This is a genomic window from Mesorhizobium sp. WSM4884, assembly GCF_029625675.1.
In the GTDB taxonomy this organism is placed as follows: Bacteria; Pseudomonadota; Alphaproteobacteria; order Rhizobiales; family Rhizobiaceae; genus Mesorhizobium.
Genome location: NZ_JARTVO010000002.1, coordinates 512,522 through 524,250 on the forward strand (window position 1 = coordinate 512,522; position 11,729 = coordinate 524,250).

At 64.0% G+C, this 11,729-nt stretch carries 11 protein-coding genes; 2 read left to right on the forward strand and 9 right to left on the reverse strand.

The window, feature by feature from the left end:
• Positions 1–6 precede the first annotated feature (6 nt).
• The 9 genes from P9236_RS05090 to tssH form a co-directional block, all read right to left on the reverse strand.
• Positions 7–729: an ABC transporter ATP-binding protein gene (locus P9236_RS05090; RefSeq protein ID WP_278073496.1), complete on the reverse strand. Its 723-nt coding sequence runs from the start codon at positions 727–729 to the stop codon at positions 7–9.
• The gene (locus tag P9236_RS05095) at positions 726–1,505 is read right to left on the reverse strand and encodes an ABC transporter ATP-binding protein (protein WP_278073497.1); all 780 of its coding nucleotides are present in this window, start codon (positions 1,503–1,505) and stop codon (positions 726–728) included. Before P9236_RS05095 ends, P9236_RS05090 begins: the two co-directional genes overlap by 4 nt.
• 3 nt (positions 1,506–1,508) lie before the next feature.
• The gene (locus P9236_RS05100) at positions 1,509–2,489 is read right to left on the reverse strand and encodes a branched-chain amino acid ABC transporter permease (RefSeq protein WP_278073498.1); all 981 of its coding nucleotides are present in this window, start codon (positions 2,487–2,489) and stop codon (positions 1,509–1,511) included.
• A gap of 7 nt (positions 2,490–2,496) precedes the next feature.
• On the reverse strand, positions 2,497–3,363 hold the full coding sequence (locus tag P9236_RS05105) for a branched-chain amino acid ABC transporter permease (protein WP_040970740.1): 867 nt from the start codon (positions 3,361–3,363) through the stop codon (positions 2,497–2,499).
• 158 nt (positions 3,364–3,521) lie between these two features.
• A complete protein-coding gene (locus tag P9236_RS05110) occupies positions 3,522–4,724 on the reverse strand; it encodes an ABC transporter substrate-binding protein (protein WP_278073499.1) in 1,203 nt (400 codons plus the stop codon).
• Between the two features lie 274 nt (positions 4,725–4,998).
• Positions 4,999–5,274, reverse strand: a complete 276-nt coding sequence (locus P9236_RS05115; RefSeq protein WP_278073500.1) for a hypothetical protein — start codon at positions 5,272–5,274, stop codon at positions 4,999–5,001.
• Between the two features lie 107 nt (positions 5,275–5,381).
• The gene (locus P9236_RS05120; RefSeq protein ID WP_278073501.1) at positions 5,382–6,236 is read right to left on the reverse strand and encodes a sigma-70 family RNA polymerase sigma factor; all 855 of its coding nucleotides are present in this window, start codon (positions 6,234–6,236) and stop codon (positions 5,382–5,384) included.
• Entirely contained in the window at positions 6,236–6,724 is a 489-nt protein-coding gene (locus P9236_RS05125; RefSeq protein WP_278073502.1) for a carboxymuconolactone decarboxylase family protein, read from the reverse strand. Before P9236_RS05125 ends, P9236_RS05120 begins: the two co-directional genes overlap by 1 nt.
• Before the next feature lie 92 nt (positions 6,725–6,816).
• Complete coding sequence (gene tssH, locus P9236_RS05130) at positions 6,817–9,660, reverse strand: type VI secretion system ATPase TssH (RefSeq protein WP_278073503.1); 2,844 nt, start codon at positions 9,658–9,660, stop codon at positions 6,817–6,819.
• A gap of 333 nt (positions 9,661–9,993) precedes the next feature.
• On the opposite strand from tssH, the gene tssA reads away from it, so the two are divergent.
• A complete protein-coding gene (gene tssA, locus P9236_RS05135; protein WP_278073504.1) occupies positions 9,994–11,184 on the forward strand; it encodes a type VI secretion system protein TssA in 1,191 nt (396 codons plus the stop codon).
• Positions 11,185–11,189: 5 nt separating this feature from the next.
• On the forward strand, positions 11,190–11,726 hold the full coding sequence (gene tssB / locus P9236_RS05140; RefSeq protein ID WP_278073505.1) for a type VI secretion system contractile sheath small subunit: 537 nt from the start codon (positions 11,190–11,192) through the stop codon (positions 11,724–11,726).
• Positions 11,727–11,729 lie beyond the last annotated feature (3 nt).

Consider the following 11,729-nt stretch of genomic DNA (forward strand, 5'->3'; position numbering starts at 1 on the left):
TCAGCCTCAGATCTCGCCGCCGAGATAAAGACGCTTGACCCTGTCGTCGGTCAGCAATTCGGCGGAGTTGCCGCTCAGCGCGACACTGCCCGTGGTCAGCGCATAGGCGCGCTGCGAGATGCGGAGCGCCATGCGGGAATTCTGCTCGACGAGAAGAACGCTGACCTTTTCGTCGCGGTTGATGGCGACGATCGAGCGGGCGATGTCCTGGACGAGCTTTGGCGCGACGCCGAGCGACGGCTCGTCGAGCAGCAGAAGCTTCGGCTTCGCCATCAGCGCGCGGCCGATGACCAGCATCTGCTGCTCACCGCCGCTCATCGTGCCGGCGGCCTGCGAGAAGCGCTCCTTCAGCCGGGGAAAGCGCCCCAGCACCATCTCCATCGTTGCGGCGATCTCGGATTTACTCGAGCGGGTGAAGGCGCCCATCAGGAGGTTGTCCCTCACCGTCATATAGGGGAAGACGCGCCGCCCTTCCGGCACCATGGCGATGCCCATCTTGACGATCTCGTCCGGCGCAGCGCCGTCAATGCGCTTGCCGTTGTAATGGATTTCGCCGGACCTGATCCTGTTCAGACCGGTGATGGCGCGAAGGATCGACGACTTGCCGGCACCGTTGGCGCCGATCAGCGCGACGGTCTCGCCCTCGTTGACCTCGAGCGAGACGCCTTTCAGCGCATAGACGTGATCGTAATAGAGCTCGACACCGGCGAAATTCAGGATCTGGTTCATAGGCCGATCGCCTCGTCTTCGCTGCCGAGATAGGCTTCGATGACCTTCTCGTTGGCCTGGATTTCCGGCGGCGTTCCTTCGGCGATCTTCTGCCCGAAATTGAGGACCACGATGCGGTCCGAGATTTTCATCACCGCCGGCATATCGTGCTCGACGAGCAGGATGGTGAGGCCGAGATCGCGCAGGCGCCGCACCATCGCCACCATCCGCATCGTCTCCTCGTGGTTCATGCCGGCGAAGGGTTCGTCGAGCAGCAGGATGGAAGGATTGGTGGCAAGGCCGATGGCGATGCCCAGCGCCCGCAAATGGCCGTGCGGCAGGTTGCGGGCGATCTCCTTGGCAAGCGGGGCCAGGCCGAGCAGCGCCAGGATCTCGTCGGCGGACTGGCCGAAGGCCGCTTCGTCGGCCTTGGCCGTGCCAGTGCCGAAGAAGAAGCCGACGAGATTCGCCTTCGAGCGCAGGTGGTGCGCGATGACGACGTTGTCGCGCACGCTCATGTTCTTGAAGATCGTCGTTTCCTGGAAGGTGCGCACGACGCCCTTGCGGGCGGCGATATGCGGCGCCATGCCGGAGATACGCTCGCCCTTCAGGCGCACCTCGCCGGATGTCGGCCTGAGGAACGACGAGATCAGCTTGAACAGCGTCGACTTACCGGCGCCGTTCGGACCGATCACCGACAGGATCTCCTTTTCGCGCACCGAGAAGGAGACGTTATTGACCGCGACGAGACCGCCGAAGCGCTTGGTGATGCTGGAGACTTCGAGCATTTCGGCCATGGCTCAAGCCTTCTTCCGGGTCGAAGCCGTGAGGCTGAGCAGGCCGTTTGGCAGCACCAGCATCAGGACGATCATCAGGCCGGAATAGATGAGCAGTTGGAACTGGCCGGTCTGGAAGAGCAGGTCCCATCCGAAATAGAGCACCAGCGTGCCGAGCATCGGCCCGAATACATAACCGAGGCCGCCGAGGAAGCAGTTCAGCATGAAGTTGACGGAGTCTGTGACCGTGAAGCTCGACGGATAGATCGATTGCGAGATGGCGGCGAAGATCGCACCGGCGACACCGCCGAAGAAAGACGACACCGCATAGGCAATGACGCGCAGATAGGCGATGTTGACGCCGATCGATGAGGCAAGCTCCTCATTCTGCTGCAGCGACTGGCAAAGCTTGCCGATGCGCGAATGGACCAGCCGGTACATGACGCCGAAGCAGACCACCATCAGCGTGACCGCCAGCAGATAGAAGGCGAGCCGCGAGTTCTGCAGCGTGGCGAAATCCGGGATGATGATCAGGCCGAAGACCGACAGCGCGCCCGGCAGCGGGATGCTGACGATGCCCTTGGCGCCGTTGGTGATCGGCAGCGCCAGAGCCAACAGCCGCGCCACCTCGGTCAGCGTCAGCGTCACCATGGCGAAATAGACGCCGCGCAGCCGCAGGATCGGCAGGCCGATCAGCACGCTTGCCGCGGCGCAGAACAGGCCGGCCACGGGCAACGTCAACCAGAAGGACCAGCCATGGTTCATCACCAGGATGGCCGAGACGTAGCCGCCCATAAGCGCGTAGGCGCCCTGGCCGATATTGATGCGACCGATGTAGAAGGTGAGCCACACGCCGGCGCTGGCGATGCTGAGCAGTGCCACCGAGGTCAGCGTGTAGTAGAGGTCGATGCGGCCGCTTGCCGAGATCGCGGCCGGCACGACGACGAAGACGATCGCCAGAAAGGCCACGACCGAAGCGATTTTCATGTTGCGATTGCGGGTCATGGCGCTCTCAACCCCACGGCTTGCCCATCAGCCCGTTGGGGCGGATCGACAGGAACACCATCAGAGCGGCGAAGATGACGAGATAAGTGACGTCGCCATATTCACGCAGCACGGTGAGGCCGACCGACTCCATCATGCCGAGGATGAAGCCGCCGGCGATAGCGCCGCCGACCACGCCGGCGCCGCCGATCATCACCATCAGGAAGGCCTTGATCGAGATCGGGCCGCCGATGCCGGAATTGACGCCTGTGATCGTGACCAGCAGGCCGCCGACGACACCCGCCAGCATGGCGCCGAGCGCGAAGCCGATCATCGAATAGCGGTCGACCCGCACACCCATCAGCTGGGCCGCGACACGATCCTGGGCGAGCGCGCGCATGGCGCGGCCGACTCGGCTGTATTGCATATAGAGGACGAAAGCGGCGATGAAGACGATGGCCAAGGCACCGACGACCAGTCGGTCGTAGGGCATGATGATGCCGGCCTGGTTGAAGACGCCCTTGACGATCTTGGGCACGCCGCGCTGCTTCTCGCCGAACATGAGCAGGATGACGGCGTCGAAGAAGAAGGCCGTCGCCGCGGCGAGCAGCATGGTGCTCTCCTCGCGATGACTGCGCCTGATGACGGTGCGAAAGAGGAATTTCTCCATCAGCGCGCCGATCACCGCGAGCGTCACGCCGGAGGCCAAGAGCGCCACCACGAAAGGCAGGCCGAGCTGTCCGTAGACGGTGTAGGTGATGAACCCGCCCAGCACGTACATCTGCCCGTGGGCGAAGTTGAGCACGTTCATCAGGGCGAAGATCAGGGTGAGGCCCAGCGCGATCAGCGCATATTGGGCACCGAGATACAATCCGTTGGCGATGACCTGTTCCATGGACACCTTCGATCTTCCGCGGGGTCCGAGCATCGCCCGGACCCCCGGCATGCGGGAGGAAGCAACCTTAGGAACCTGACCCTAAAGCTTGTGCTTTAGGTTTTGATTTACGCATGTCTTTGTCCCGAAAACCGGTTCCCACTTTCGGGAGACATGCGTTAGTCGACGGAGCCTACGAACAGGGTCTGGAAAGCACCGTCCTTATACTCGTTGACCACCATCGGCACGGCGAGCTGACGCTTCTGGCCAAACGACGTCGTGCCGACATAGCTCAGCTTGGCGTCACCCTTCAGGAAGGGATTGGGCGCCGAGAAGGTCTCCATCGTCTTCTTGAATTCGGCGACGTCGTTGATGGCGGCGGGATTGGCCTTCAGCGTATCGAGAATGTATTCCAGCGCGTAGACCTTGGTGTTGGACTCGTCGTTGTACTCGCCGAACATCTTGGTGTAGCGGGTGACGAACTCCTTCATCTCGTCGGAGGCGATCTCCGGCGTCGAGGCGCCACCGACCGAGATGAAACCGTTGGCATATTCGCCGGCGCCCTCTTCCAGCACCTTGGCGTCCTGCGCCGTCTCGGTCGAGATCAGGCCCTCATAGCCGAGCTCGCGGGCGGCGCGGATGAGCAGCGGCGCGTTGGCCGGCGCCACGCCGGACAGCACCAGCAGGTCGGGCTTCAGCGCGACGATCGGCGTCAGCACCGGAGTGAAGTCGCGGGTGTCGTTCTGGTAGGTGTCGTTCTGGGCGACGACCTGAAGCCCGAGCGCCTTGGCTGCCTCGACGCCGCTGTCGCGCTGGCTGAGCGGGTCGGATTCGTTCGCCGCAACGAAGGCAATCGTCTTCACGCCCTTGTTTTCCTTGAGATATTTGTAGATCGCCGGGCCTGACTGATAGTTGGCGATCATGCCCAGCACGGCATTCGAGGCCGGCTTTTGGTAGAGGGCTTTCGGGAAAGCGTAGGGGAAATAGATGATGCCGTTGGACTCTGCGACAGGGCGCACCGCGGCGGCACCGTCATCGACATTCGGCCCGACGACATAGTGGATGCCTTCCTGCGCCATCTTCTCCATGCCGGCGATGGCGCGCTTGGGATCCTTCTGGTCGTCGAAGGTGACGATGTTGATGTTGTAGGTGTCGTCGCCGATCTTGACGCCGCCTTTTTCGTTGAGCCAGGCGGCGCGCGTCTGCATCGAGCGCACATTGGACGTGCCCCAGGCGGCGGCGGGACCGCTGGTGACGCCAACGAAGCCTATCTTCAGCTCCTTGTTTCCAGCCTGCGCGGACGGAATGGCAAAAGCGGCAATGGCCAGGGTCGAGACGGCGCCTAGCACCATCGATTTCAGAGTCGAGCGTCGATTGATCATTTGCAGGTTCCCTTCTGGTTATCGCGCCTTGTGTTTTTCGTTGGATGGCGCGGATAGCCTAAGGGAAACCGGCTGCGACGGATTGTCAACATCTTTCTTAGTTATTGTATACAATATTTGAAGCAGATGTGTGCGACGGCGCGACAGCCGCACGCTGCGCAACGGCCGACAACAAGCGGGCACGCCTCGGCCAACCCGATCAGCACTTGAAGGAGGGGCAAAAGCGGGCGCGGCTCATCGAGGCCAAGCCGCGCAAAGACAACCGCGAGAGCGGCTATTTTCCGCAATGATGGTCGTTGATCTTGTTCAGCGCGTTTGCGTCCGGTCCGGTCCGGTGATAGGAGCAGGCGCCCGCCGCCGAGGTGACCAGCATAGCGTCATAGTAGCGCGGACCGCCGAACAGGATGTCGACGAGGTCGCCTTCGGCCGGAACGTAGCGTTCCTGCTCGACCGGGCGATGATGGTGCCGGTGGCCGGCGAATGCCGGGGCGGACATGGCAACGGCCGCGGCCAGAACGGCAGCGGAGATCGCAAGGTTTTTGGTCGTCATCGTCAGCAACCCTTCTGGCATCCGGTGCCCAAACATATAGCCAAAATCGCCAGCCGAACAAAGGTTCCGTCGGCAGCCTTGCAGGGTCTCTCGGCCAGTTGCGACTGCTAATGCAGATGCTTCAGCTTGTCGGGATTGCGCATCACATAGATCGCGGTGATCTTGCCGTCCTCGATGTCGAGCGCGGTGGTCTGCAACTCGCCGTCGGCTTCCAGCGTGATGAAACCCGGCAACCCGTTGATGAAGCCAAAACGGACGAGCTGCGAGCGATTGTCCCTAAGCCAGGCGACGACGGTCTCGTATTGCTTGATGACCGCGTCGTAGCCGAAGACCGGCGCGATCGCCGCCGGGCGCTTGCCGCCGCCGTCCGCATGAGCGCTGACATCGGCGCTGAGCATGGCGCCGAGCGCCTTCATGTCGCCGCTGCGCGAGGCATTGAAGAAGGCCTCGGCAAGCTCGAGGCCACGCTCTTTCTCGACCTTGAAACGCGGCCGCGCCTCGCGGACATGGCTGCGCGCGCGGGCGGCGAGCTGGCGACAGGCCGCCGGATCGCGGTCGATCTCGGTTGCCACTTCCTCGAATTGCAGCCCGAACACGTCGTGCAGCAGGAAGGCCGCCCGCTCGAGCGGCGACAGGCGCTCCAGCGCCAGCATCAGCGGCAAGGTGACGTCGTCCGCCTCGTCGTCTTCGACGACGGGATCGGGAAGCCAGGAGCCGACATAGGTCTCGCGCTGGTGGCGTGCGGACTTGAGCTGGTCGAGGCAGAGCCGCGTGACCGTGCGGCGCAAGAAAGCCTCGGGCTCGCGTACCTCGGCACGGTCGGCCCTCATCCAGCGGATGAAGGCCTCCTGCACCATGTCCTCGGCATCGGCCACCGAGCCGAGCATGCGGTAGGCGACCCGCATGAGCTTCGGGCGCAGCGGCTCGAATGCCGCCGCACCCTCGGATGCCGGCTTCGCCATCAAGCGGCGGCCACCTTGTTGGAAGCCTTGGCATTGGCCGCCTTCACCGCAGCCGGGTCGACAAAGCCGCCGAAGCCAACCGCGATGCGGTTCCAGCCGTTGATGATGTTAATCATCAGGGTGAGCTTCACCCGTTCCTCCTCGGTGAAATGGTCCTTCAGCGCCTCATAGGCGGCCTCATGCGTATGGCCTTCGCTGATCCGCGTCAGCGCCTCGGTCCAGCCAAGCGCGGCGCGCTCGCGGTCGGTATAGCACGGCGCCTCACGCCAGGCCGCCAGCAGATAGACACGCTGTTCGGTCTCTCCGCGCTCGCGGGCATAGGTGGTGTGCATGTTGATGCAGTTGGCGCAGCCGTTGATCTGGGAAGAGCGGATCTCGATGAGCTCGGCAAGCGCCGGATCGAGACTGGCGGAAATCACGAGCGAGGCGCGGTGCCACTCCTTCATCAGCGACGGGGCGGCGGCAAGGGGATCAAGTCTGGCAGTCATGGTCGGTTCCTTTCGTTGGTTCCGACCTCAAAGACGAGTGAGAACCCGCCCAACGTGACATGGCGCAGACTTTTTTGTGCGTCAGAGCCCCGCTACTCGAACGAATACGTAAACCCTTCCGCCGAGGCTCCGACGGTGACCTTCGTCATCTTGGCGCCCTCGAGCGAGCGGTTCAGCACGCCGCGGCTCAGCTCCGGCAGCAGCGTGTTGGTGAGGATGGCGTCGATCATGCGCCCGCCGGATTCGATCTCGGTGCAGCGCGCCTTGACCAGGTCCATGACGCCGTCGCCGATGACCAGTTCGGCATCGTTGGTTGCCTTCAGCCGCCGCGCGATCTTGCCGAACTGGTGGCGAGTGATCGCCTCGATCATCGCATCCGAGAGCGGATAGTAAGGTATGGTGACGACGCGGCCGAGGAAGGCGGCCGGGAACACCTTCAGCAGCGGCGCGCGCAAGGCAGTGTCGAGGTCGTCGATCCCGGTCCGCACGGTGCCGTTCCTCGTGCGGTCCATGATGACGTCCGAGCCGACATTCGAAGTGAGCAGGATCAGCGTGTTCTTGAAATCGATGCGCCGGCCCTCGCTGTCGTCCATCATGCCCTTGTCGAAGACCTGGAAGAATATCTCGTGCACGTCCGGGTGCGCCTTCTCGACCTCGTCGAGCAGGATCACCGAATAGGGCTTGCGGCGCACCGCTTCGGTCAGGATGCCGCCTTTGCCGTAGCCGACGTAGCCGGGCGGCGCGCCTTTCAGCGTCGAGACGGTATGCGCTTCCTGGAACTCGGACATGTTGATCGAGATCAGGTTCTGCTCGCCGCCATAGAGCGTCTCGGCGAGCGCCAGCGCGGTCTCGGTCTTGCCGACGCCGGACGGACCGCAGAGCAGGAACACGCCGACCGGCTTTTCCGGGGCGCCGAGGCCGGCGCGGCTGGTCTGCACACGCCTGGCGATCATCTCCATCGCATGGTCCTGGCCGACCACCCGCTCGGACAGGGTGGCGGCGAGTCTGAGCGCCTTTTCGGTCTGGCTGGACAGCATGCGTCCGGTCGGGATGCCGGTCCAGTCCTGCACCACGGCGGCAACCGCGTTGCGATCGACCGACGGCAGGATCAGCGGCGTCTCGCCCTGCGCCGCGGCGAGTTCCGCCATCAATTCGCGCAGCCGCGCAAGGTCGGCGGTTGAACCCGCCGATCCCTCGGCGATCGTCTCCGAAGCGGTCGCCTCGGCTTTGGCCGCCTCGCCCTTGGTCGGCTTGGCTTTCGAACCCTTGGATTTCGCTGGCTTTGTTTCAGCCGCCTTGTTCTCAGGCGCCTTCGCCTTGGAAGCTCCGGATGCAGGCGGCTCAGCCCCTGCGGTTTCCTCGGCGCCCTCCTCGGCCGCAGCCGCATCGAGCGGCACGCCTTCGCCGCGCAATTTGGCGCGCAGGTCGAGAATCTCGGCCACCAGCGCCTTTTCCCGATCCCAGCGCGCCTGGGCGGCGGCCAAGGTCGTCTCGGTTTCCGCCAGCCCGGCGTCGACGCGAGCCTGCCGGTCGGCGACGTCGATGCCGATCGCCGCCTCGCGGCCGATGATACCGCTCTCGACCTCCAGCGCCTGGCGGCGGCGCAGAATGTCCTCGACCTCCGCGGGCGTCGCATGCTGCGAGACGGCGACGCGAGCGCAAGCGGTGTCGAGAAGACTGACCGCCTTGTCCGGCAATTGCCGTGCCGGGATGTAGCGGTGCGAGAGGGAAACGGCCGCCTCGATCGCCTCATCCAGGATCTGCACCTTGTGGTGCTGCTCCAGAACGCCGGCGACGCCGCGCAGCATCAGCACGGCCACGGCTTCCGACGGCTCGTCGATCTTGACCACCTGGAAGCGGCGGGTCAGCGCCGGGTCCTTCTCGATATGCTGCTTGTATTCGGCCCAGGTCGTGGCCGCGATCGTGCGCAGCTCGCCGCGCGCCAGCGCCGGCTTCAGAAGATTGGCCGCATCGCCGGTGCCCGCGGCACCTCCGGCACCGATCAGGGTGTGTGCCTCGTCGATGAACAGGATGATCGGCGTCTCGGAGGCCTGCACCTCGTCGATTACCGCCTTCAGCCGCTTCTCGAACTCGCCCTTGACGCTGGCGCCCGCCTGCATCAGCCCGACATCGAGCATGCGCACGCTGACGTTCTGCAGCGTCGGCGGCACGTCGCCCTGGGCGATGCGGAGCGCGAAACCCTCGACCACCGCCGTCTTGCCGACGCCGGCCTCGCCGGTCAGGATCGGGTTGTTTTGCCGGCGTCGCATCAGGATGTCGACGATCTGCCGAATTTCCGGATCGCGGCCAACTACCGGATCGATCTTGCCGTCGCGGGCGCGCTGGGTGAGGTCGGTGGCGTATTTCGCCAGCGCCGAATCCCCGCCCGGGCCGCGCTTCAGCGGAGTCTCGGCGGCGGCCGCGGCGGGCGGTGAGCCGGCTTCCAACGAGCCTTCGGTGACATCGGCGAAGCGGGAAACGACGCCGTCCGCATCTATCTTGTCGAACTCGGCGCTGATCTTGGAAACCAGGCCTTCCAGAACGGGCGTCTTCAGGCAGGCAAGCAGGATATGGGCGCTGCGCACCTCCTCGACGCCGAACTCCAGCGTCGCCAGGTTCCAGCCTTCCTGAATGGCGTGGAAGATGTGGTCGGAAAATTCCTCCACCGAGGTCGCGCCGTAAGGCAGCTTGTCGATGGCGCGCGTCATATCCGCCGAAAGCCGGCTTGCGTCCACTCCGGCATCGGCAAGGATCATCTGCACGTCCGAGCGCTCGGACAGCACCAGTTGCTGGATGAAATGGACGAGCTCGACATAGGGATTGCCGCGCAGCTTGGCCGTGTCGGCTGCGGCCTTGAAGGCGCGCACCCCCGTGGCGTTGAGCTTTGCGACCAGTTCCTTACGCTTGAAGCTCTGCGATGACCGGCGCTGTTCCATCGAACCTGCTCCCGCAACCTGCCAACCGTACCCTGCCATATAAGCGGCGGCTTGACAAAGCCGTGTGACGGATAAGGCGTTTGGATTCATCCAGGCGGCACCGCCCGGTTACACAAGCCTTGCAAACTCACCCAACAAACACCGGATTACCGTCCGGGCTATGCGAGCCATTTCACATACCCGGTCCGACAATCGCGCAATGGGTTTCGCCGAAGAAACCGGTCGCGTTTAGCTTCCGTTAGTTTTTGAGCGAGTGCTCAATTGTGATAAAGTGAGGCCATGTGATAACGTCGCGTCACATAGGGGTCTCAGGGCCGCTGGCTGGGGGTTAGTGTGATTGATCTCGCACTCTGGCTGAATCCTCTGAACGGTGAGAATCCGTCGGGAGAGGACTTGCGCAACGACCCGGCGTTTCATGAGCTGGAGCGTCTGACCGAACCGCAAGTCAAGGTCGTCCACGACGGCAACAGCAAGCCTGTCTCGCAATCCAGCCCGGTCGACTGGGCGGCCGTCCTCGAGAAGGCGGAAGAGCTTCGCCCCCGCGGCCGGGATCTGCGCCTGCTGGTCATCGTGGCGCGCGCTTTAGCCAACGAGGAAAGGCTGGCAGGCCTCGCGCAGGGCCTGACGCTGATCGCCAGGACCTTCGACCAGTACTGGGACACGATGCATCCGGCAGTGCGGGCCAACGCGCCGCCGCGCGACGCCGCCTTGCGCCGCATCAATGCCCTGCTCGACCTCCAGAATGCCCAGGAAGGCCTCTTGGCGAACCTGCGCGAGATGATCTTCTTCTCGCCGCGCCAAGTCGGACCGATCAGCGGACGCGACCTGGAAAAGGGCGCGCTCGACGAGCGCATCATGCTGCAGGAAGCGGCTTCCGGACTGGGAGCTTCCGAAAAAGCGGCGCTGGCGACCGCTCACAGCCAGCTCTTGAACCGGGTGCGCAGCGGCTGCGTGGCACACATCGACCAGGCCGGCGACGCGATGGCCGCGCTGCTCGCCGACGCCCGCGCGGCGATCGCAGCCCTCGACGAGGTCGACGCCGCGCTCAACAAGCGTATCGAAGGCAATGGCCCGACCGTCCCGGAATTGAAACGGTTCCTGCAGCGTTTGCTGACGACGCTGGAGCGGAATTCGTCCGCCGGCACTGCTGGAAACGGAGCCGCAAAGCCGGTCCCGCAGGAACCGGCAGCGCCTACCCGAAACGGTCATCGAGCGGAAGGGGCCGAAGCGATGGGAGCCGAAACGATGGCAAGTATCGCAAGCCGTGCGGAACCGGGCGTCGGGCTGCCTGACCGGATCACCTCGCGCGACGACGTCGTCAAATGCCTCGATCTCGTCGTCGCTTTCTATGATCGCACCGAGCCTTCGAGCCCGATACCGCATCTCGCCCGCCGCGTGCGGCGCATGGTGCACATGGATTTCGTGGAACTGATGGAAGATCTCGCCCCGTCGGGGCTGAAGGAGTTCCGGCTGCTTGCCGGTGTCCCCGATCCCAAGAAGCCGGCCCAGAAGGATGAAAGGTAACAAGCATGCCAGCAGAGAGCAAAGCGAAGGTCATCGAAAGAAACCGCGCGCCGCGCGTGCAGATCGCCTACGACGTCGAGACCTACGGCAGCCCGACGACGATCGAACTGCCGTTCGTCATGGCCGTGATGGCCGATCTATCCGGCGCTTCACAGACCAAGGAAGCGGTAAAGTCGGTGCTCGACCGCAATTTCGTCGAAACCGACGCCAACCGCTTCCCGAAATTCATGGAGGCCATGGGGCCAAGGGTTAAGGCGCGGGTCAAGAACACGCTGCCGCAAGCCGAGGGCGCCGAGCGCGACGAGGAGCTCGCGGTCGATCTCACCTTCTCCAAGATGGGCGATTTCGCCCCGGACAAGATCGCCGAGCAGGTCCCGCAACTGGCGGAGATCCTGAAGATGCGCCGTCAGCTCGAAGAGCTGCTGGGCTTCATGGACGGGCGCGTCGACGCCGAAAAGCGCATCGCGCAGCTTCTGAACAACGAGCCGCTGCTGAGCAAGATCGCCAGCCAGGCGATGGCTGACGGCAAGGGCGAGGAGTAAGTC

Bases quoted from the DNA above. Each gene is read 5' to 3' on its own strand.
- P9236_RS05095 (WP_278073497.1), bottom strand. From the start codon at position 1,505: ATGGCCGAAATGCTCGAAGTCTCCAGCATCACCAAGCGCTTCGGCGGT.
- P9236_RS05110 (WP_278073499.1), bottom strand. From the start codon at position 4,724: ATGATCAATCGACGCTCGACTCTGAAATCGATGGTGCTAGGCGCCGTC.
- P9236_RS05090 (WP_278073496.1), bottom strand. From the start codon at position 729: ATGAACCAGATCCTGAATTTCGCCGGTGTCGAGCTCTATTACGATCAC.
- P9236_RS05105 (WP_040970740.1), bottom strand. From the start codon at position 3,363: ATGGAACAGGTCATCGCCAACGGATTGTATCTCGGTGCCCAATATGCG.
- P9236_RS05125 (WP_278073502.1), bottom strand. From the start codon at position 6,724: ATGACTGCCAGACTTGATCCCCTTGCCGCCGCCCCGTCGCTGATGAAG.
- tssB (WP_278073505.1), top strand. From the start codon at position 11,190: ATGCCAGCAGAGAGCAAAGCGAAGGTCATCGAAAGAAACCGCGCGCCG.
- P9236_RS05120 (WP_278073501.1), bottom strand. From the start codon at position 6,236: ATGGCGAAGCCGGCATCCGAGGGTGCGGCGGCATTCGAGCCGCTGCGC.
- P9236_RS05100 (WP_278073498.1), bottom strand. From the start codon at position 2,489: ATGACCCGCAATCGCAACATGAAAATCGCTTCGGTCGTGGCCTTTCTG.
- P9236_RS05115 (WP_278073500.1), bottom strand. From the start codon at position 5,274: ATGACGACCAAAAACCTTGCGATCTCCGCTGCCGTTCTGGCCGCGGCC.
- tssH (WP_278073503.1), bottom strand. From the start codon at position 9,660: ATGGAACAGCGCCGGTCATCGCAGAGCTTCAAGCGTAAGGAACTGGTC.